This window comes from Ollibium composti, from assembly GCF_004801285.1.
Taxonomy (GTDB): Bacteria; Pseudomonadota; Alphaproteobacteria; order Rhizobiales; family Rhizobiaceae; genus Mesorhizobium; species Mesorhizobium composti.
In genome coordinates, this window is record NZ_SSNY01000005.1 from 97057 (window position 1) to 117875 (window position 20819).

At 66.8% G+C, this 20819-nt stretch carries 20 protein-coding genes; 16 read left to right on the plus strand and 4 right to left on the minus strand.

What is annotated here, in order from left to right; all coding sequences use genetic code 11:
- The first annotated feature begins 17 nt into the window (after window positions 1-17).
- Window positions 18-1052, plus strand: coding sequence for an extracellular solute-binding protein (locus tag E6C48_RS10280; protein WP_136356805.1), 1035 nt, complete (start codon window positions 18-20; stop codon window positions 1050-1052).
- 51 nt (window positions 1053-1103) lie between these two features.
- Here E6C48_RS10280 and E6C48_RS10285 read toward each other — a convergent pair whose 3' ends face one another.
- Window positions 1104-2213: a LacI family DNA-binding transcriptional regulator gene (locus E6C48_RS10285; protein ID WP_168734498.1), complete on the minus strand. Its 1110-nt coding sequence runs from the start codon at window positions 2211-2213 to the stop codon at window positions 1104-1106.
- A gap of 513 nt (window positions 2214-2726) precedes the next feature.
- Between E6C48_RS10285 and E6C48_RS10290 the strand changes: the two genes are divergently transcribed.
- The 14 genes from E6C48_RS10290 (at window position 2727) to E6C48_RS10355 (ending at window position 17369) form a co-directional block, all read left to right on the plus strand.
- On the plus strand, window positions 2727-3689 hold the full coding sequence (locus E6C48_RS10290; protein WP_136356807.1) for a sugar-binding protein: 963 nt from the start codon (window positions 2727-2729) through the stop codon (window positions 3687-3689).
- Between the two features lie 113 nt (window positions 3690-3802).
- On the plus strand, window positions 3803-5377 hold the full coding sequence (locus tag E6C48_RS10295; protein ID WP_136356809.1) for a sugar ABC transporter ATP-binding protein: 1575 nt from the start codon (window positions 3803-3805) through the stop codon (window positions 5375-5377).
- Window positions 5378-5450: 73 nt separating this feature from the next.
- Window positions 5451-6428: an ABC transporter permease gene (locus E6C48_RS10300; RefSeq protein WP_136356811.1), complete on the plus strand. Its 978-nt coding sequence runs from the start codon at window positions 5451-5453 to the stop codon at window positions 6426-6428.
- Between the two features lie 114 nt (window positions 6429-6542).
- Window positions 6543-7847: an MFS transporter gene (locus tag E6C48_RS10305; protein WP_407940972.1), complete on the plus strand. Its 1305-nt coding sequence runs from the start codon at window positions 6543-6545 to the stop codon at window positions 7845-7847.
- 166 nt (window positions 7848-8013) lie between these two features.
- On the plus strand, window positions 8014-8391 hold the full coding sequence (gene rsfS / locus E6C48_RS10310) for a ribosome silencing factor (RefSeq protein WP_136356813.1): 378 nt from the start codon (window positions 8014-8016) through the stop codon (window positions 8389-8391).
- A gap of 15 nt (window positions 8392-8406) precedes the next feature.
- A complete protein-coding gene (gene rlmH, locus E6C48_RS10315; protein ID WP_136356815.1) occupies window positions 8407-8889 on the plus strand; it encodes a 23S rRNA (pseudouridine(1915)-N(3))-methyltransferase RlmH in 483 nt (160 codons plus the stop codon).
- A gap of 139 nt (window positions 8890-9028) precedes the next feature.
- A complete protein-coding gene (locus E6C48_RS10320) occupies window positions 9029-10351 on the plus strand; it encodes a murein hydrolase activator EnvC family protein (protein ID WP_168734499.1) in 1323 nt (440 codons plus the stop codon).
- A 4-nt stretch (window positions 10352-10355) separates the two neighbouring features.
- Window positions 10356-11678: a S41 family peptidase gene (locus E6C48_RS10325; RefSeq protein WP_136356817.1), complete on the plus strand. Its 1323-nt coding sequence runs from the start codon at window positions 10356-10358 to the stop codon at window positions 11676-11678.
- A 126-nt stretch (window positions 11679-11804) separates the two neighbouring features.
- Window positions 11805-12968 carry a divergent polysaccharide deacetylase family protein gene (locus E6C48_RS10330; RefSeq protein ID WP_136356819.1) on the plus strand — a complete coding sequence of 388 codons (1164 nt, stop codon included), beginning with the start codon at window positions 11805-11807 and terminating at the stop codon, window positions 12966-12968.
- Between the two features lie 31 nt (window positions 12969-12999).
- Window positions 13000-13527, plus strand: coding sequence for an RNA pyrophosphohydrolase (locus E6C48_RS10335; RefSeq protein WP_136356821.1), 528 nt, complete (start codon window positions 13000-13002; stop codon window positions 13525-13527).
- 183 nt (window positions 13528-13710) lie between these two features.
- Window positions 13711-14844, plus strand: a complete 1134-nt coding sequence (gene alr, locus E6C48_RS10340) for an alanine racemase (RefSeq protein ID WP_230978722.1) — start codon at window positions 13711-13713, stop codon at window positions 14842-14844.
- Between the two features lie 282 nt (window positions 14845-15126).
- Window positions 15127-15540: a nucleoside diphosphate kinase regulator gene (gene rnk / locus E6C48_RS10345; RefSeq protein ID WP_136356825.1), complete on the plus strand. Its 414-nt coding sequence runs from the start codon at window positions 15127-15129 to the stop codon at window positions 15538-15540.
- Window positions 15540-16091 (plus strand): nucleoside-diphosphate kinase, encoded by a 552-nt coding sequence (locus tag E6C48_RS10350; RefSeq protein WP_136356827.1) that lies wholly within the window; start codon window positions 15540-15542, stop codon window positions 16089-16091. Before rnk ends, E6C48_RS10350 begins: the two co-directional genes overlap by 1 nt.
- Window positions 16092-16115: 24 nt before the next feature.
- The gene (locus E6C48_RS10355; RefSeq protein WP_136356829.1) at window positions 16116-17369 is read left to right on the plus strand and encodes a D-amino acid dehydrogenase; all 1254 of its coding nucleotides are present in this window, start codon (window positions 16116-16118) and stop codon (window positions 17367-17369) included.
- A 17-nt stretch (window positions 17370-17386) separates the two neighbouring features.
- Here E6C48_RS10355 and E6C48_RS10360 read toward each other — a convergent pair whose 3' ends face one another.
- Window positions 17387-18268 carry a LysR family transcriptional regulator gene (locus E6C48_RS10360; protein WP_136356831.1) on the minus strand — a complete coding sequence of 294 codons (882 nt, stop codon included), beginning with the start codon at window positions 18266-18268 and terminating at the stop codon, window positions 17387-17389.
- Window positions 18269-18406: 138 nt separating this feature from the next.
- Between E6C48_RS10360 and E6C48_RS10365 the strand changes: the two genes are divergently transcribed.
- Window positions 18407-19903 carry a CoA-acylating methylmalonate-semialdehyde dehydrogenase gene (locus tag E6C48_RS10365; protein ID WP_136356833.1) on the plus strand — a complete coding sequence of 499 codons (1497 nt, stop codon included), beginning with the start codon at window positions 18407-18409 and terminating at the stop codon, window positions 19901-19903.
- A 62-nt stretch (window positions 19904-19965) separates the two neighbouring features.
- On the opposite strand, the gene E6C48_RS10370 is transcribed toward E6C48_RS10365, so the two are convergent.
- Together E6C48_RS10370 and E6C48_RS10375 are read right to left on the minus strand one after the other, a co-directional pair.
- Window positions 19966-20367 carry a DoxX family protein gene (locus tag E6C48_RS10370; protein WP_136356836.1) on the minus strand — a complete coding sequence of 134 codons (402 nt, stop codon included), beginning with the start codon at window positions 20365-20367 and terminating at the stop codon, window positions 19966-19968.
- A gap of 44 nt (window positions 20368-20411) precedes the next feature.
- On the minus strand, window positions 20412-20810 hold the full coding sequence (locus E6C48_RS10375; protein WP_136356838.1) for a DoxX family protein: 399 nt from the start codon (window positions 20808-20810) through the stop codon (window positions 20412-20414).
- Window positions 20811-20819 lie beyond the last annotated feature (9 nt).

Sequence of the window (20819 nt, forward strand, 5' to 3'; positions counted from 1 at the left end):
ACAATGGGAGACCGAAAATGAGATGGAAGACCACCGCCCTTGCGGCGACGCTCGCGGCGTTCGCCTTCACCGGCAGCGCGGCCGCGGACGGCGAACTCAACATCTTCAACTGGGGTGACTACACCAGCCCGGACCTGATCAAGAAGTTCGAGGAAAAATACAACGTCAAGGTGACGATCACCGACTACGATTCCAACGACACCGCGCTCGCCAAGGTGCGCGCCGGCGGCCATGGCTTCGACATCGTCGTGCCTTCGGCCAACTACGTGCCGATCTGGGTGAAGGAAGGCCTGCTGCTCGAAGCCCGTCCCGACCAGATGGAAAACTTCAAGAACGTCGACGAGCGCTGGGTCAACGTGCCGTGGGACGAAGGGCGCCACTACACCGTGCCGTGGCAGTGGGGCCTGACGGGGATCGGCGTCAACACCAAGGTCTATGGCGGCGACATCAACACCTCGGCGATCTGGCTCGATCCGCCGAAGGAACTGGTCGGCAAGATCAACGTCGCGCCGGAAATGAACGACGTGCTGTTCGCCACCATCAAGTATTTCGGCGGCGACTGGTGCACGCAGGACAAGGAGCTGCTCAAGAAGGTGCGCGACAAGCTGGTCGAGGCGAAGCCGAAGTGGCTGGCCATGGATTACAGCGTGACGGAGAAGCTGCCGGCCGGCGACTATTCCGCAGTCTATTACTGGAACGGCGCCATCATGCGCTCGCGCATCAAGAACCCGGATATCAAGTTCGGCTATCCGAAGGAGGGCTTCCCCTATTTCATGGACAGCGTTGCGATCCTGAAGGACGCCAAGAACGTCGACAACGCCAAATTGTTCATGAACTTCATCATGGAGCCGGACAATGCGGCGCTGATATCGGCCTTCGCCAAATACGCCAACGGCATCAAGGGCTCGAAGGAGTTCATGCCGAAGGAAATGCAGGACGCGCCGGAACTCGTCGTGCCGCCCGAGTTCGAGAAGGCGGGCGAGTTCCTCGCCACCTGCGAACCCGACGTGCAGCAGCTCTATACGCGCATCTGGACCGACCTGCAGAAGTAGACGTCTTTGACGGGAGCCCGGCGAGCCGGGCTCCCTGTCGTTCGTCCGGGGTCAGCCTTTCCGCTTCGGCGGGGCGGCTACAGACTGGCGTTCGACCAGCGGGCATTCCAGCTTGACGATCGGATGCCGGCCGCCGGCGGCGGGCGGCGTTTCCAGTTGTTCGATCGCCCATTGTCCCATGGCAAGGTGCGGCAGGATCGACGTCGTCAGCGGCGGGAACAGGTGGCGCGCGATCTCCTCGTCGTCATAGCCGATGACGGACATATCCTGTGGGATGTGCAGGCCGGCTTCCTTCAGCGCCTCGTAGCAGCCGATCGCCGTGCGGTCGTTCTGGCAGAAGATGGCGGTCGGGCGCTCCTTCAGCGCCAGCAGCCTGACGGTCGCGGCGTAGCCGGCGCTGGCCGACCAGTCGCCCTCGATCACCAGATCGGGATCGAAAGGGATGTCGGCGGTGGCGAGCGCCCTGCGATAGCCTTTCAAGCGGTCCTGCGCGGCCTGCATCCACGGCTCGCCGGTGATGGTGGCGATGCGGCGGTGGCCGTGGCCGATCAGGTGGCGCGTCGCCGTCTGGCCGCCGGCGATCTCGCTCGGCACCACGGCGGGAAAAGCGTAGTCGGCCGTGTGGCAGTTGAGCAGCACGACCGGGATGTCGAGCTCGTAGAGGAAGGCGGGGGCGTCGATCTCGCGGGTGAAGATGGTCATGTAGATCAGGCCGGAGAGGCGCTGCGCCTTCAGGGCCTCGACGGCGCGCGGCTCCATCACCGGATCGTTCATCGTCTGCGTCACTAGCACCACGTTGCCGGCGTTCCAGGAGGCCTGGCGCGCGCCTTCGATGGCGACGACAGCTTCCGGGCTGGTGGCGAGCTGGTCGACCATGAAGCCGATGACGCCGTCGAGCATCGTGGCCGTGGAGGATTGCCGGCCGGTGTTGGCGGCGGGCAGGCGGTAGCCGAGGCTGCGCGCCGCTTCCGTCACACGCTCGCGCGTCTGCGGCGACAGCTTTATGCCGGGCGTGTTGTTGAGCACGAAGGACACCGTCGCCTGCGAGCAGCCGGCGGCCCTGGCGATGTCGGTCATCGTCACGCGTCCGCCTGCGGCCTTCACGCGACCCGCCTTGCGGCGGCCCGGCGCCGTTGCGGCAGGACTGTCCGGATCGTTCATGGCGTCGTCACCCCTCGTCGTGGCGTCTTTAGCGCAGCCCTGTGCGGCGCGACAAGAGCCGGAAGCGGTTTCGATTTATAGGAAATCGACGTTATAAATGCACCTTCGAAGCTGCTTTTCTGTCGCCAGGAGGCCGTGTAATCCTTTGTTTGCAATGATTTCCATGGTTGCGGGGAACGTCTTGTTCCAGGCCGACGGCACAAAATTTCCCTGTGATTACTAATTATATTTACTAATATCAATTCAACAGGTAGTGTCAATCTCATCGCGGCAGCAGGGCCGGGCGGGCGGAGGCGTCGCCGCTTGCGGGAGGTGTCGGGCACAAATGGGAACGCATGAGGTGATCCACTATTTGTCTGACAAATACCTTTACTCGCGAGAGGCGCCGTTTTACGCTGCGGCACTTGCAAGGCAGGGTCCGGACCATCACGGGCCCGCGGGAGGAAGCATCGAGGCTGCGAACTGAAAACGGGTCAGCGACGTGCGCTGAATGAAACAGGGAGGTTATCGAGCATGAAATCCATTCTGTGCAGCACCGCAGTCGCCATCGGCGCCCTGCTGGTCGGTCTGTCGGCCACGACAATGGCGTCGGCGCAGGACAAGCCGACGCTGGCCTTCGTCGTCAACGGCGCCTCCGATTTCTGGAAGGCGGCCGAAGCCGGCGTCAAGAAGGCGCAGGGCGAGCTGCCCGACTTCAACATGGAGCTGAAATATCCCGAGCAGGCTTCGGTCGCCATCCAGCAGCGGCTGATGGACGATCTCGTCACCGCCGGCGTCAAGGCGATCATGGTCTCGGCCGTCGATCCCAAGACCTCGACCGAGGGGCTGAACAAGATCGCTTCTGAGACGGCGCTGTTCACCACCGACAGCGACGCGCCGCAGACCAACCGCGTCGCCTATATCGGCTCCTCCAACGTCGACGCCGGCAAGCAGGCGGCCGAGATCGCCAAGAAGGCGATGCCGGACGGCGGCAAGTGCATGGGCTTCGTCGGCCTGCTCGGCGCCGACAACGCTAAGGAGCGCATCCAGGGCATGAAGGACGGCCTCGCCGGTTCCAAGATCGAGCTTGTCGACGTGCGCGGCGACGATATCGACCAGACGCGGGCCAAGGCCAATGTCGAGGACGCGCTGGTCGCCAATCCCGACATCACCTGCATGGTCGGCTTCTATTCCTACAACACGCCGCGCATCTACGAGGCGCTGCGCGATTCCGGCAAGCTGGGTTCGATCACCGTCGTCGGCTTCGACGACGACCCGATCACGCTGGGTGGCGTCAAGGAAGGCAACATCGCCGGCACCGTCGTGCAGCAGCCGTTCGAATGGGCCTATCAGGGCATGAAGCTGATGGCGGCCTATGTGAAGGGCGACAAGTCCGGCATCCCGGAAAGCAAGCTGATCATCGTGCCGACCAAGATCATCGGCAAGGATGACGTCGACGCCTACGCGGCCAACCTGAAGGCGATGGCCGGCAACTGAGCGCGGGCCTGGGCCCTGGTCCGGGGCTATCCCCCCGCAGCCCCGGACCGGTTCCGCCCGTCGTTCGAGCAAACGGCTTGCGCCATGCTGCCAAACGACGTCAAACTCAAAGCATGCTGAAGGCATCCGATCCTTCCGGGTTGACCGCGCGGCCGCATTTCCTGGCGCTGGACGGTATCCGCAAGACCTATCCCGGCGTGATCGCGCTGGCGGATTTTTCCATGCGCGTGGCGCCCGGCGAGGTGATCGGCCTGGTCGGCGAGAACGGCGCCGGCAAGTCGACGCTGATGAAGATCCTCGGCGGCATCACCGCGCCGGACCAGGGCGCCATCACCGTCGACGGGGTGCCGCACGACCGGCTGACGGTGGGTTCCAGCATGCGGGCGGGCATCGCCTTCGTGCATCAGGAACTCAACCTGTTCGACAATCTGGACGTCGCCGCCAACGTCTTTCTCGGCCGTGAGCCGCTGCGCGGCGGACCGCTGCGGCTGGTCGACCGGGCAGCCCTTCGCGCCGCCTGCGAACCCTATCTGAAACAGGTCGGCGCCAACTTTTCCGCCGATGCGCCGGTCGCCTCGCTGTCGCTCGCCCAGCAGCAGATGGTCGAGATCGCCAAGGCGCTGTCGATGCAGGCCCGCCTCGTCATCCTCGACGAGCCGACCTCCAGCCTGCCGGTGGCGGAGACCGACAGGCTGCTTTCCGTCATCGCGGCGCTGAAGGCGCAGGGCATCTCGGTCATCTTCATCTCGCACCGGCTGCACGAGATCGAGCGGGCGGCGGACCGGGTGCTGGCGATGCGCGACGGCGCGCTGGTCGGCGCGCTGGACCGGGACGAGATCGGCCACGACGCCATGGTCAAGCTGATGATCGGCCGGGCGCTGAAGGCGCGCGAGGCGCTGGCGCCGGCGCGCGAGCCGGGCGCGGTGGCGCTGTCGGCGCGCGGCGTCAGCACGCCGGCCTATCCGGGATGCCGCGTCGATCTCGACCTGTGCAAGGGCGAGATTCTCGGTCTTGCCGGGCTGGTCGGCTCCGGCCGCACGGAACTGGCGCGCGTCCTGTTCGGTATCGACCGCCGGCTCGGCGGGTCGGTCGCGCTGGATGGCAAGCCGCTGGCACTGTCGGCGGCGAACGACGCCGTCGCCAACGGCATCTTCCTGGTGCCGGAGGACCGCAAGGCGACCGGCATCCTGCTCGACCTGCCGATCGCGCAGAATATTTCGCTGCCGGACCTGCCGCGCCATGCCCGCCGCTACCTTGTCTCGCCACGCAGCGAGGCCGAGACGGCCGAGGCGCAGAAGAAGAACCTCGCCATCAAGGCGCCGTCGGTCGCCACGCTCACCGGCACGCTGTCGGGCGGCAACCAGCAGAAGGTCGTGCTCGCCAAATGGCTGGCGATGAAGCCGAAGGTGATGATCCTCGACGAGCCGACGCGGGGCATCGACATCGGCGCCAAGGCCGAGATCTATGCGCTGATGCGCGGCCTGGCCGATGCCGGCGTCGCCGTGCTGATGATCTCCAGCGACATGGAGGAGGTGATCGGCGTGTCCGACCGCATCGCTGTCATGCACGAGGGAAGCATCTCCGGCTATCTCGACCGTGACGATTTCAGCCAGGAGAACGTGCTGTTGCTGGCGATCGGCAAGCCGGCGGGCAAGGAAAGCGCAGGGGCGGCGGTTCCGGTCGCCTGAGGGGCGGCGTGGGAAGGGTCGCTGCGGAAAGAGGCATGGGCCGCGATAATCGAAGCGGCGAGGGAGGCTGAGCATGAGCAAGAAGGACCTGGGCCTGCTGATCCTGATCCTGGTGGTCGGCGTCGTCGTGGCCGCCATCAATCCGCGCTTCCTGTTGCCGATCAACCTCGCCAACACCTCCAACCTGATCGGCCTGTTCGGCATCTTGTCGATCGGCCAGGCCTTCGTCATCATCACCGGCGGCATCGAGCTTTCCGTCGGCTCGCTGGTGGCGCTGTTCGGCGTCCTGTTCATCGACCTGATCGCGACGCGCGGCATGGCCTGGCCGGTGGCGCTGCCGCTGATCATCGTGCTCGGCGGCGTCGTCGGCCTGGTGCACGGCTGGCTGATCGCGAAGCTGAAACTGCAGCCCTTCGTGGTGACGCTGTGCGGCCTTCTGATCTATCGCGGCGTGGCGCGCTTCTACACCAAGGACGGCACGGCGGGTTTCGCCTTCGGCCAGAATTTCCCGTCGCTGGAGTTCCTGACCGCCGGCCGCTTCCACGGCGTTCCCAACTCCTTCATCGCGCTGATCGTCATTGCCGCGGTGATGTGGATCGTGCTGCACCGCTCGGTGTTCGGGCGCTATCTCTACGCCATCGGCAAGAACGAGGAGGCGGCGAAATATTCGGGCATCCATACCGACCGCATCGTCATTGCCGCCTATGTCATCTGCGGCGTGCTGACGGCGCTGTCGGCGATCTATTTCGCCATGTACACGCGCTCGATCTCGCCGGCCAGCCACGGCCAGTTCTACGAGCTCTACGCCATCGCGGCGGCGGTGCTGGGCGGGTTTTCGCTGCGCGGCGGCGAGGGCTCGCTGGTCGGCGCTGTGCTGGGCACGGTGCTGCTGCAGGAATTGCAGAACCTCGTCAATCTGCTCGGCATTCCTTCCTCGCTCAACTTCGCCGTCATGGGCGGCGTCATTCTGCTCGGGGTGATGATCGACCAGCAGTGGAGCGCCTTCCGGGCGCAACGGCTGGTGGCGGAGGCGGCACGGCAGTCGCAATAGGGTTGTCCGGCTCTTTTCTGGCGCGGGGCAAGGCGGGCTGCTGGCTGTCGCGCCACGCCCGGCCATGTCGTTTTTACGGCGGCGGCGGCGTGCACGCCAAGGCAATCTCGCGCCATGACCGCAACCGATATCCAGGCCACCGGGATGGATCCGCAAAGGGCTGAGCCGGCGCCCGCCGCGCCGGCGCCGCTGGTGGCGATCGCCAGCGTCATCCTGTCGATGGCGCTGGTGGCTGTCGGCAACGGGCTGATGTTCGCCTATATCCCTGTCCGGCTCGGTGTCGAAGGCATCGATCCGACCTGGGCCGGGCTGATCGTCACCGGGCTTTCGGGCGGCGGTCTTGCCGGATGCGTGCTGACCGGGCCGCTGGTGCGGCGCGTCGGCCACGCGCGCGCCTTCATGGTGCTGTCGGCGCTGATCGCGCTGTCCAACACGGCGATCGGCGCCGGCGCCTATCCGCTCGTGTGGCTGGCGGCGCGGGCGCTCTATGGCTTCGCCATCTGCGGCCTGTTCGTGGTGGCGCAGAGCTGGCTCAACGACGCGGTGGAGAACACCATCCGCGGCCGCGTGCTCGCCGCCTTCTACATCGCCTACATAGCCGGCCTCGGCATCGGCTACATGCTGTTGGCGCTGGTCGACATCCACACCGTCGCCGTACCGCTGATCGGCGTCGCCTTCACTGCGCTGTCGATCCTGCCGGTCGGCCTGACACGCCTTGCCCAGCCGCCGGCGCCGGTGGCGGCCTCGGTGGCGCTCGGCCGCGCCTGGCGCACCTCGCCGGTCGGCCTTGCCGGCATGCTGGCGGTAGGCGGGCTTTCCATGTCGCTGGCCGGCTTCGCACCCATCCACGCCACCGCCAAGGGCTACAGCCAGGAGGACGTGGCGCTGCTGATGGCGTCGATGCCGCTCGGCACGCTCGTCCTGCAATTCCCGCTCGGCTGGCTGTCGGACCGTACCGACCGCCGCAAGGTGCTGATCGGCACGACGCTGCTCGCGGCGGCGGCGGGCCTTTTCGCGATCGGCTTCGACGGCGGCGCGCTCGGTGCGCTGATCGTCATCTACCTTCTGTGGGACGGCGCGACCGAAACGGTCTATTCGCTGGCCAGCGCGCATGCCGCCGACCGCGCCGACAAGAGCGAGATGGTGGCGCTGTCGTCGTCGCTCCTGTTCGCCTGGTCGCTGTCGGGCTTCGTCGTGCCGGCCATCGTCACCGGCCTCTCGGCGTTCTACGGCACGCAGACCTTCATCTACGTCTCGGTGGCGCTGGCGCTCGCCTACGCGCTGTTCGTCGCCTGGCGCACCGTGCGGGCGCGGCCGGTGCCGATGCCCGAGACGGGCTCCTTCCAGCCGATGACGGCGCAGGCGCCGCTGCCGGTGGAACTGGCCTTCGCCGGCGAGGACGAGAAGCACGTGCCGTGAATCCGCCTGCGGACCGAAGGTGGACCTTACCTGCGGGCGGCGTCTTGAAACTGCAACGCAACTCTGCCTATCTAAGTGGTGTCACCTGATTTGCATGGGTGATTTGGTTGTTCTTGCTGCGAAAGGAAAGACACTGAGAACAGCACTGCGGAAGAAGGCCGACGTCGTGCCTTCGCCGGCCGGGATCAGCGGTTTCGACGCCTCGTCCCGCGCCCTCAACACGGTTCTTGCCAGTCTGGAAGACTCCAAGGCCGAGAACATCGTCCCCATCGACATCCAGGGAAAATCCTCGCTCGGCGACCATATGGTCATCGCGTCGGGCCGCTCCCATCGCCATGTGGCGGCTGTCGCGGATCATCTCCTCAAGGCGCTCAAGGATGCCGGCTTCGGTGCCGCGCGCGTCGAGGGGCTGGCCAGCGCCGACTGGGTGCTGATCGATTCGGGCGACGTTATCGTCCATGTCTTCCGGCCCGAAGTCCGCGACTTCTACAATCTCGAAAAGATGTGGCTGGCGCCGGACCTCGAGGAGGAGACGCTGCACTAGCGTCTCCCGACCGGGATGAAGATTGTCGTACATGCCGTGGGCCGGATGAAAGCCGGCCCCGAAAGGGAACTCGCCGACCGCTATTTCGACCGGTTCGGCAAGAGCGGGCCGGCCGTCGGGCTGGATTTCGCCGGCATCGTCGAGACGCCGGAAAGCCGAGCCCAGACCGCCACGGAGCGCAAGCGCGAGGAAGGCCGGGCGCTGCAGGGCCAGCTTCAGGCCGGTGCGGCGCTGATGCTGCTGGACGAGCGCGGCCGTGCCTTCACCTCCGAGGAACTGGCGGGCCGAATCGGCCTGATGCGCGACGACGGCCGCAAGGCGCTGGTGGTCGCCATCGGCGGCGCCGACGGGCACGACCAGTCGCTGCGCGACCAGGCCGAGCTGGTCGTGTCGTTCGGCGCGCTGACCTGGCCGCACCAGCTTGTCCGCGTCATGCTGGGCGAGCAGCTCTACCGGGCGGCGACCATCCTGTCCGGCCATCCCTACCATCGATCCTGATCCGCGCGCGGAAAGCAGCCGGGCCGATTTTCGCCCCATTGTCGATGCAGTTGGGCCGATGCAGTTGGGCGTGGACGCACAGGCCGGCCGAACATGGTTGATGATTCCTTAACGAAGCCCCGCATACAGTCGCCGGTGCATGTCTGAACGGCCCGTCTTCCGCATGGAAATACCCGGGCGCCGCGGCCTTCTGGCGGCGGCGCTGCTCGCGTTCGCCTGCATCGGTCCGGCCGGCACCGCTCGGGCCGAGGACGCCGCGACCGATCCCGACCGCAGCCGCGCCGAATACGAACAGGTTTCGCACGAGATAACGCTTTCGGCGGAGCGCATGGCCAAGCTCGCCGCCGACGTGGCGACGGTGAAGAAGGATCACGCCTCGGTGACGGCGGCGCTGATCCAGTCGGCCAAGACCGAGCAGAAGCTCGGCCAGGACATCGAGGATATCGGCTCGAAGCTGGAAGGGCTGAAGGACCAGGAAAAGACCATCCGGGGCTCCCTGAATGCGCGCCGCGACGTGCTGGCCGAGGTGCTGGGCGCGCTCCAGCGCATGGGCCTGAACCCGCCGCCGGCGATCCTGGTCAAGCCGGAGGACGCGCTGTCGTCGGTGCGCAGCGCCATACTGCTCGGCGCGGTGGTGCCGGAGCTGCGCCAGCAGACCGACGTGCTGATGGCGGAGCTGAAGGAACTGACGCGGGTCAGCACCTCGATCGAGGCCGAGCGGGCGCGGCTGACGGCGGCGGTGGCCGACCAGGTGGCCGAGAAGGAGCGGCTGACGATGCTGCTCCAGGTCAAGCGCAAGGTGCAGGCCGAAACCGAGCAGGCGCTGGCCGACGAACAGAAGAAATCGCAGGCGCTCGCAGAAAAGGCGGCCAGCCTGAAGGACCTCATCGCCTCGCTGCAAAGCGAGGCGCAAAAGCGCGACGCCGAGGCGAAAGCGGCCGCCAAGGCGGCGACCCAGGACGACAAGGACGATGCGGTCGCCTCGCTGTCCTTGCCGGAAGCGAATCAGCTCGTCCAGCCGGTGCCCTTCCGGGCGCTGCAAGGGCAGATGGCGCTGCCGGTGATCGGCACGTTCAAGCGCCGCTTCGGCGCCGACGACGGCAATGGCGGCGTGATGCAGGGCGACATGGTTGCGACACAATCGGGCGCCATCGTCACCGCGCCGGCGGATGGGAATGTGCTTTATGCGGGGCCGTTTCGCTCCTATGGCCAACTCTTGATCCTCAATGCCGGCGGCGGCTATCATGTCGTGCTGGCGGGAATGAGCAAATTGAACGTCGCGTCGGGGCAGTCCGTGCTCGCGGGTGAGCCGATCGGCGCGATGGGCGAGGCGAGGGTGGCGAGCACCGCGGCCCGGCCGGATGGAAATGTCGTGCCGGAACTCTATGTGGAGTTCCGCAAGGATGGAAAACCCGTCGATCCGGCCCCGTGGTGGGCGGACCGTCTTTCTGGAAGGACCTGAAACGATGCGGAAACTGTCGCTCTTGCTTGCCGGCGCGCTTATGGGCGCGTCAGCCATGAGCCTCGTCTACGGTGCGCCCGGCTCGACGGCGAACGCGGCCGGCTCCGAAACCTACAAGCAGCTTGCCATCTTCGGCGACATCTTCGAGCGGGTGAGGGCGCAATACGTAACCCCGCCGGACGACAAGTCGCTGGTCGAGAACGCCATCAACGGCATGCTGACCTCGCTCGATCCGCATTCCTCCTACATGAACGCCGAGGAAGCGCAGGACATGCGCGTGCAGACCAAGGGCGAGTTCGGCGGCCTCGGCATCGAGGTGACGATGGAAAACAACCTCGTCAAGGTCATCACCCCGATCGACGACACGCCCGCCGCCAAGGCCGGCGTGCTGGCCGGCGACTACATCGCCAAGATCGACGGCACCGACGTCAACGGCATGACGCTCAACGACGCCGTCGACAAGATGCGCGGCAAGGTCGGCGACCCGATCAAGCTCACCATCCTGCGCCAGGGCGCCGACAAGCCGATCGAGGTGACGGTGGTGCGCGACATCATCAAGGTCAAGGCGGTCAAGTACCGGGTCGAGAACGACGTCGGCTACATGAAGATCACCTCCTTCACCGAGAAGACCTACGACGACCTGCAGGACGCCATCGACCACATCAAGAAAGAGGTGCCGAAGGACAAGCTGAAGGGCTACGTGCTCGACCTCAGGCTCAATCCGGGTGGCCTGCTCGACCAGGCGGTCAGCGTTTCCGACACCTTCCTCGACCGCGGCGAGATCGTCTCGACGCGCGGCCGCGATCCGAAGGACGTGACGCGTTTCGACGCGCGCGCCGGCGACGACATCGACGGCAAGCCGCTGGTGGTGCTCATCAACGGCGGTTCGGCCAGCGCTTCGGAGATCGTCGCCGGGGCCTTGCAGGACCTGAAGCGGGCGACGGTCGTCGGCACCCAGTCCTTCGGCAAGGGCTCGGTGCAGACCATCATCCCGCTCGGCGAGAACGGTGCGCTGAGGCTGACGACGGCGCTCTATTACACGCCGTCCGGCAAGTCGATCCAGGGCAAGGGCATCACGCCCGACATCAAGGTCGACCAGCCGGTGCCGGCCGAATTGCAGGGCCGCGACCTGACGCGCGGCGAATCGGACCTGAAGGGTCACATCAAGGGCGCCGACGAGAGCGACCAGGGCTCCGGCTCGGCCGCCTACGTGCCGCCCGACCCGAAGGACGACCTGCAGCTCAAATACGCCGAAGAGTTGCTGCGCGGGCAGAAGACCGATCCGGCCTTCCCGCCCAATCCGGACAAGGCGGTGATGAACCAGTAAGTCCGCTCCCCGTCCGCGCGGCCGGCCAAAACTCTGGCCGCAGGAGCGGAGCAATGCCATCCTGCCGGGGCCGCGAGGTTCCGGCAGTTTGATTCGGGGCTGGATTCTGCGGCAGGGGTTTGCGGGTTGGCTGAACTGGGCAAGGAGATCGAGCGTCCGCTTGGGCAGGGGCTGAAACCCCGCCGTGAGCCGGGCCGGCGCTTCGGCGCGGGCCAGGTCGCCGCCCTGCTCGTCGCCGTAGCTCTTGTCGGCGTCTCAAGCGTGATCGCGCTCAGGAAGCAGCCGTTCCGCAATCCGGCGACGGTGGCGGTGACGACGCCGGCTCCGGTGGAGGCCGCGCCGGCACAGCCGGTCGCGGTGCAACCGAAAGCCGAACCGGCGTCGCCGAAGAAGGACGGACCGCAGATCATCCACGTGCAGCCGACCGAGACCGGCGGTCCGGCCGGCATCGTCGTGCGCGATCCCTCGGCGCTGACGCAGAACCTCGCCGTCGCCCATGTGCCCGACCAGGCGCTGATCGAACAAGCCGAGAGCGGCCCGCTGCCGGTGCGCGCGGCCGACGGACGGCGACCCTTCGACGTCTACGCCCGGCCATGGTCGGGCGCGCGCGGCGCCAAGGTGGCGATCGTCATCGGAGGCCTCGCCGTGTCGCAGACCGGCACGCAAGCGGCGATCGCGCGGCTGCCGGGCGAGGTGACGCTGGCCTTCGCGCCGCAGGGCAATTCCATCGGCCGCTGGATGCAGGAAGCACGCCGCACCGGCCACGAGATCATGATGCAGGTGCCGCTGGAGCCGTTCGATTTTCCCAACGTCAATCCCGGCCGCAACACGCTGACCGTCGACGCCGCGCCGGAGGAGAACCTGAAAAGGCTGCGCTGGGCGCTGGCGCGCACCACCAACTACACCGGCGTGATGAACTATATGGGCGCGCGCTTCTCGGCCGATCAGGCAGCGCTTGCGCCGGTGATGGCGGAACTGGCGAAACGCGGCCTCGGCTATCTTGACGACGGCTCGTCGGCGCGCAGCCTCGCCCCGCAACTGGCGGCGGCCGACCGCGTGCCGCTGGCGGTGGGCGACACCGTCATCGACGCGGTACAGGATCGCGGCGCCATCCTGAAGAAGCTCGACCAGCTCGAAGCCACGGCACGCGCCAAGGGGTTTGCTCTCGGCACAGGCTCGGCCTTCGACGTGACGGTGGATGCCGTCGCCTCCTGGGTCGGCGAGGCGAAGAAGCGCGGCATCGAGATCGTGCCGTTCTCGGCCGTCGCCGCCGATCCCGAGGAACAGTAAGACTGGTCTCCCCGAAACGGAAAGAAGCCTGATGTCCGGCAAGACGAAAAAGCCCGTCGATCCCGAAAGCCTGCCCTACCGCCCCTGCGTCGGCGTGATGGTGCTCAATGCCGGCGGGCTGGTGTGGGTGGGCAGGCGCATCGCAGAGCCCGACAGCGAGTTCTCCGGCACCACGCAGCTCTGGCAGATGCCGCAAGGCGGCATCGACAAGGGCGAGGAACCGCTCGCAGCGGCAAAGCGCGAGATTTTCGAGGAAACCGGCATGAAAAGCCTGACGCTGCTTGCCGAAGCGCCGGACTGGATCAACTACGACCTGCCGCGCCATCTGGTCGGCGTCGCCTTCAAGGGCAGATATCGCGGCCAGACGCAGAAATGGTTCGCCTTCCGCTTCCATGGCGATGCGGACGAAATCCGCATCAATCCACCGCCGGGAGGCCATACGGCCGAATTCGACGAATGGGGTTGGAGGCCGATGGCCGACCTGCCCGACCTGATCGTGCCGTTCAAGCGCGCCGTCTACGAACAGGTGGTCGCGGCGTTCCGGCACCTCGCCGGCTGAGCGTCGGCGAACCGGGCCGGCGCATAAAGCCCGGCGGTCGCGGTTCCGTGCGATCTTGCTTGCGAACACCGTGTTTCCTTGACGCCGTCTCCCGGAAAGCGGAGGCTTTCGCGAGGATCGTGCGCGGCATCCGTGTTATCTCTTGAAGGGCGTTGCCTGTGAGGCTGCGGCATGGAGACTGACGTGGACGGGATTGTCGAGCGATTGAACGAGGCGGACGGGCAGGGCCTTGCGACTGCCGGCGCGGTGCTGACGATCGATCTTGGCGCGGTGCGCGAGAACTACCGGCGGCTGAAGGCGCGGCTCGGCGGCACGCGCTGCGCCGGCGTGGTAAAGGCCGACGGCTATGGCCTCGGCGCCGCCGTGATCGCGCGTGCCCTGCAGAAGGAAGGCTGCGACAGCTTCTTCGTCGCCAATGCCAGCGAGGGCATCGATCTGCGCGCCGCGCTCGGGACAGGACCGGCGATCCATGTCCTCAACGGCCTGCCGCCGGGCGCCGAGGGCGAAGCGGCGGCGGCCGGCCTGATCCCGGTCGCCAACAGTACCGACCAGCTCGCCGCATGGCGCGCCACCGCGCGGCGGCTCGGCCGCAAGCTGCCCGTCGCCGTGCAGGTGGACAGCGGCATGTCGCGGCTCGGCATGCCGCCGGTGGAGGTCGAGGCGGTCGCGGCCGATGCCGAAGCCTTCACAGGTCTGGACCTTGTCCTGGTGATGAGCCATCTCGCCTGCGCCGACGAACCGGACCATGCGGCCAACCGCGCCCAGCTTGCCGCATTCGAGCGGTTGCGCCGGCTGCTGCCGGCAGCCCCCGCCTCGCTCGCCAATTCTTCCGGCATATTCCTCGGGCCCGAGTGGCATTTCGACCTGGCCCGTCCGGGCGCGGCGCTCTACGGCATCAACCCGACGCCGGACGCCGACAACCCGATGCATCCGGTGGTGCGGCTGGAGGCCAAGGTGATCCAGGCGCGCACGATCGGTGCGGGCGTCGGCATCGGCTATGGCCACACGGCCATCGCCGACGGTCCGCTTCGCGTGGCGACGATTTCGCTCGGCTACGCCGACGGCTGGCGCCGCCGCGCCGCTGCCTTCGCGCATTTCAAGGACGTGCGCCTGCCCTTCATCGGCCGGGTGTCGATGGATTCCATCATCCTCGACGTCTCGGACCTGCCGGAAGGCAGCCTCAAGGCGGGCGACATGGTGGAGATGATCGGGCCTTCGCAGACGCTGGACGAGGTGGCCCGCTATTCCGGCACCATCGCCTACGAGGTCCTGACCAGCCTCGGCCATCGCTTCCATCGTCGCTATCTCGGCGCATGAGACAAGAGAGCGGCGGCTGGCCAGCTTGACAAACCGTGCCCCGTCACCCACGTTCGGATCATGAACAGACACGCCAACAGCACCTTTTTCAGGGTCTGCCCCATCGCGGGAGCGTAGCCCCGGCACGGCCGTGCGCGGCTGTATGAACCGGGGCGTCTTTTCTTTCCATCCATAACCGAAACGGTCCGCAAGACGGATCGCCATCGACGTCGCAGGCAACCCGGATCGCCCCGGCCGCGCGTCGATCCCTCCCATGTCACAACGCAATCAAAGGAGTTCGACATGCAACATGCCATCAAGGAAAGGCCGCCGCCGAAGATCGTCGTCAGCGAGGCCGACTACAACCGCCTGACCGGCCTGGCGGAAGCAGCGCTCGAGCGCGTGCCGGCCGCTGCCGGCCTGCTCGCCGGAATGGACCGCGCCGTCGTCACCACGCCGGGCAAGTTGCCCGCCGACGTGGTGCGGATGGGGTCTTCCGTCACGCTGGAAGGCCATGAGGGGCCGCAGCAGATCGTGCTCGTCTATCCGGCAGAGGCCGACATCGCCGCTGGGCGGATCTCGGTGCTGACGCCGCTGGGCGCTGCGCTGATCGGCACCAGGGCCGGCCAGTCCATCACCTGGTCGACGCGTGACGGACGTCGGCTTGCGGCGCATATCGCCGCCGTAGCCCTGCCGTCCGAGCAGGAGAGGGTGTGATGAGCGCGCATGGCCGTTGCTGCCTCACCGCCAAGGATTACTCCATCCTCGAGGTCATGCTGGAGCGGCGGCGCGGCTTCGGCGACGCCATCGTGCCGGCGCTGGAGCGCAAGCTTGCCGACGCGCGCGTCGTGCTGGTCGACGGCGTCGATCCGGGCGTGGCGACGCTGAACAGCCGGGTGCTGTTCCGTGTCGGCGACGCGCCGGCGCAGACGCGCACGCTGATCCAGCAGGAAGTGCGCGGCATGGTCGGCCTCGGCCTGCCGGTGACAACGCCGCTCGGCCTTGCTCTGCTCGGGCTCAGCGAAGGCGAGACGGTACTGTTCGAGCGGCCCGGCGTGCGGCCGGAGCGGATCGTGCTCGACAAGGTGCTTTACCAGCCCGAGGCAGCCCGGCGCTCCCGGCATGTCCTGCCGAAGGCGGCCGAGAGCCGTCGCCTGGTACTGGTCCACAACGCTGGTGACGATTGGCAACCGCCGGAGAACCCCCTTGGCGGCCCTGACAAAATCCGGCACAGAGGGGGCGACGACGACGGTCCTTCGGCCGCCTGACGGGGTTTCCAAGGGGAATTGATCATGAAAGTTCTGGTGCTGGGCAGCGGCGTCATCGGCGTCACGTCGGCATGGTATCTGGCTGAGGCCGGCCATGAGGTGACGGTGATCGATCGCCAGCCGGGCCCGGCGCTGGAAACCAGCTTCGCCAATGCCGGCGAGGTTTCGCCCGGCTACTCCTCGCCCTGGGCCGGCCCCGGCGTGCCGGTCAAGGCGGTGAAGTGGCTGCTGATGAAATACGGCCCGCTGATCATCCGCCCGGCGCTCGACCCGCATATGTGGAGCTGGGTCTTCAAGATGCTGCGCAACTGCACGGCCGAGCGCTATGCGGTGAACAAGTCGCGCATGGTGCCGATCGCCGAATACAGCCGCGACGTGCTGAAGGCGCTTCGGGCTTCCACCAACATCGCCTATGACGACCGCGCCAAGGGCACGCTTCAGCTTTTCCGCAAGCAGTACCAACTCGACGGTATCGGCGGCGACGTCGAGGTGCTGAAGCAGTACGGCGTTCCCTTCAACGTGCTCGACCAGGACGGCTGCATCGCCGCCGAACCGGGGCTCGGCGCCGTGCGCGAAAAGTTCGTCGGCGGCCTGCAACTGCCGGGCGACGAGACGGGCGACTGCCAGATGTTCACCACGCGGCTGGCCGAGATCGCGACGGCCGCCGGCGTCAAGTTCGAGTACGGGGTGACGGTGAAGGCGATCAACACCGACAAGGGGCGTGTCACCGGCGTTTCCACCAGCGCCGGCGAGAAGACGGCGGATACCTATGTCATGGCGATGGGCAGCTATTCGCCGGTCTGGATGCGCAAGCTCGGCCAGCCGATCCCCGTCTATCCGATCAAGGGCTATTCGATCACCGTGCCGATCGTGAACGCCAAGGCCGCACCCGAATCGACGGTGATGGACGAAACCTACAAGATCGCCATCACGCGGCTCGGCGACCGCATCCGCGTCGGCGGCACGGCGGCCATCGCCGGCTACGACCTGTCCTTGCAGCAGGGACGGCGCGAGGCGCTGGAGCATTCCGTCGGCGACCTGTTCCCCGGCGCCGGCGATCTCGGTGCGGCGACCTTCTGGACCGGCCTGCGCCCCATGACGCCGGACGGGCCGCCGATCATCGGCGCCTCGAAATATTCCAACCTCTATCTCAACACCGGCCACGGCACGCTCGGCTGGACGATGGCGTGCGGATCGGGCCGCGTGCTGTCCGACATCATCTCCGGCCGCAAGCCGGACGTCGACGCCAGTGCGCTGTCGGTCAGCCGCTACAACTGAGAGCCCGGGTTCGTCCTCTACAGGAACAGCGCCCGTTCCTTCTCGACCGCCCTGGCGATGAAATCCGCCACCGCCTGCACCCGGCGCAGCGGCCGCACGCTTTCATGATAGACCAGCCAGTAGGCGCGGCGGATGGGCTGCACTGCCTCCACCGGCACGAGATCGGGCAGCGAGCGGGCGATGAAGGTGTGCAGGATACCGATGCCCGCGCCGGCCCGCACCGCTTCGGCCTGGCCCAGCGCCGATGAGATGGCGAAGGCCGAACGCCAGTCCGGGCTGAATTCGGCGGCGTAGTCGAGCGAGGGGCTGACGATCAGGTCCGGCACATAGCCGATCAGCGTGTGCCCGGACATCTCCGCCGCCGTCTTCGGCAGGCCGTGGCGCTCGGCATAGGCTCGGCTAGCGAACAGGCCGAGTGAATAGTCCACCAGCTTGCCGGCGACCAGCCGGCCCTCGCTCGGCCGCTCGACGGTGATGGCGATGTCGGCCTCGCGGCGCGACAGCGAGAACGAACGCGGCACCGGCACCAGCTGGATGGTCAGCTCCCGGTGCTGGGCGGTCAGTTCGCCGAGCCGGCGGGCGAGGAAAGCGACGCCGAAACCGTCCGGCGCGCCGATGCGCACCGGCCCGGAAATCTCCTCGCCCTCGCCGGCCACCGCCGCGCGCGCGGCGATCATGTCGGCCTCCATGCGCTCGGCGATTTCCATGAAGCGCACGCCGGCCGGCGTCAGCTCCGAGCCGGTGGTGAGGCGCCGGAACAGCTTTGTCCGAAGCGCCGTCTCCAGCGCTGCCAGCCGGCGCGAGACGGTGGCGTGGTTGAGTTCCAGCCGCTTGGCCGCGCCGAGGATTTGCCCGGCACGGGCGACGGCGAGGAAAATGCGGACGTCATCCCAGTTCATGCGGGAATTATATGCAGAAAGTAATGTTCAGTACAGCGTCGGTATACGTTTTTTGCACAACGGTTACGTGTCGGCTCGCGTTGCCTTCCGCCGCGTGAAGGCGGACAATGCGGTAATCGAATTCCAGGGAGCGATAGCATGGATCACTACGGACATTTCATCGGCGGCAAGGCCGTCAAGAGCACCTCCGGGCGCGAGCAGGACGTTTTCCAGCCGCTCGACGGCACCGTTCGCGCCAAGGTGGCGCTCGGCTCGAAGGCGGAGCTCGACGCGGCGGTGGCCAACGCCAAGGCGGCGCAGCCGGCCTGGGCGGCGACCAATCCGCAGCGCCGCGCGCGCGTGTTCATGAAGTTCCTCGAACTGGTGGCGCGCGACAACGACGCGCTGGCCGAGCTGCTCGCCCGCGAGCACGGCAAGACCATTCCGGACGCCAAGGGCGACATCCAGCGCGGCGTCGAGGTCGTCGAGTTCGCGCTCGGCATCCCGCACCTGATGAAGGGCGAATACACCGAGGGCGCCGGCCCCGGCATCGACCTCTACTCGATCCGCCAGCCGCTCGGCGTGGTCGCCGGCATCACCCCATTCAACTTCCCGGCGATGATCCCGATGTGGAAGTTCGCGCCGGCCATCGCCTGCGGCAACGCCTTCATCCTGAAGCCTTCGGAGCGCGATCCGGGCGTGCCGATGAAGCTCGCCGAACTGATGCTGGAAGCCGGCCTGCCGGCGGGCATCCTCAACGTCGTCAACGGCGACAAGGAAGTGGTCGACGCCATCCTCGACCATGAGGACATCTCCGCCGTCGGCTTTGTCGGCTCGTCCTCGATCGCGCAGTACATCTATGCGCGCGGCTGCGCCAACGGCAAGCGCGTGCAGTGCTTCGGCGGCGCCAAGAACCACATGATCATCATGCCCGACGCCGACATGGACCAGGCCGTCGATGCCCTCATCGGCGCCGGCTATGGTGCGGCCGGCGAGCGCTGCATGGCCGTCTCGGTCGCCGTGCCGGTCGGCAAGGCGACCGCCGACAAGCTGGTGGAAAAGCTCATCCCGCGCGTCGAGAGCCTGAAGATCGGCCCGTCGACCGACCCGAGCGCCGATTATGGCCCGCTGGTGACCAAGCAGGCGCTGGATCGCGTGCGCGGCTATGTCGACCTCGGCATCGAGGAAGGCGCCAAGCTCGTCGTCGACGGCCGCGGCTTCAAGATGCAGGGCTACGAGAACGGTTTCTACCTCGGCGGCTGCCTGTTCGACGACGTGACGCCGGACATGCGCATCTACAAGGAAGAGATCTTCGGCCCGGTGCTTTCGGTGGTGCGTGCGCACGACTTTGAGGAGGCGGTGCGCCTGCCCTCCGAGCATGAATACGGCAACGGCGTCGCCATCTTCACCCGCGACGGCGACGCGGCGCGCGAATTCGCCGCCCGCGTCAACGTCGGCATGGTCGGCGTCAACGTGCCAATCCCGGTGCCGGTGTCCTACTACACCTTCGGCGGCTGGAAGAAGTCCGGCTTCGGTGACCTCAACCAGTACGGCCCGGATTCGGTGCGCTTCTACACCAAGACCAAGACAGTCACCCAGCGCTGGCCGTCGGGCGTCAAGGAAGGTGCCGAGTTTGCCATGCCGACGATGAAGTAAAATTCAACGTCGACGATTGAATGCGAAGGCCGCGGATACTCCGCGGCCTTTGTTTCTCCAGCTTACTTCCAGATCAATCCCGCCTTCATCGCCAGTTTCTCGCCCGGCCCATGCACGGCGGCGAACAGCAGGCCGGCGAGGAAGGTGAAGTGATCGACGAAGAAGCCGAACTCGGCCTGGTTGCCCTGCCAGTGCGACGGGCCGTGGAAGGCGAAGGCGAGGAAGATCACGTAGACGGCGGCAAGCAGCGCAGCCTCCGAAAAGAAGGCGCCGGTGAGGAAGGCAAGCACCAGCAATACTTCGAAGGCCGCCGCTACCCAGGCAAGAAACAGCGGGAAGGGGAAGCCGGCGGCGGCGATGTAATCCGCCGTCATTTGCATGCCGGCGAACTTGAAGCCTGCGGCCATGGCGAAGGCCCCGGCGAAGATCAGGCGGGCGACGAGAATGGCGATGGTCTTGCCCATGGGATTTTCCTCCTTTTGATGCCGCGAAAGCGGGCGGGTCCGGTTCAGGGCGAAGTTTTGCCGCGCAGTGGAAACAGCGCGCGCAGGGCCGGGTCGCGCAGCCACAGGCCGCCCCACATGAAGACGCCGAGATAGAGGCCGAACAGTTCATGGCTGAACAGCGGATTGCCGATGCGGATCTGCGTCGCCATCGCGCCTCCGAACAGGCCCATGAACAGCACCGAGGCCAGCACGCTGGTGCGCGGAGCGATATAGAGCAACGTCAGCACGAGTTCGAGGATGCCGATCGGCACCGTATAGCCGGCGGGCCAGCCGAGCGCCGCCATGGTTTCCTCGGCGACGGGCATGCCGAGCAGTTTCGGGGCGACCGACGCACCCAGCATGAACAGGACGAAAAGCCCTGAAAGCCCGTAGCCGATCCTTGTTCTTGCGGTCTCGCTCATCGTGTCCCT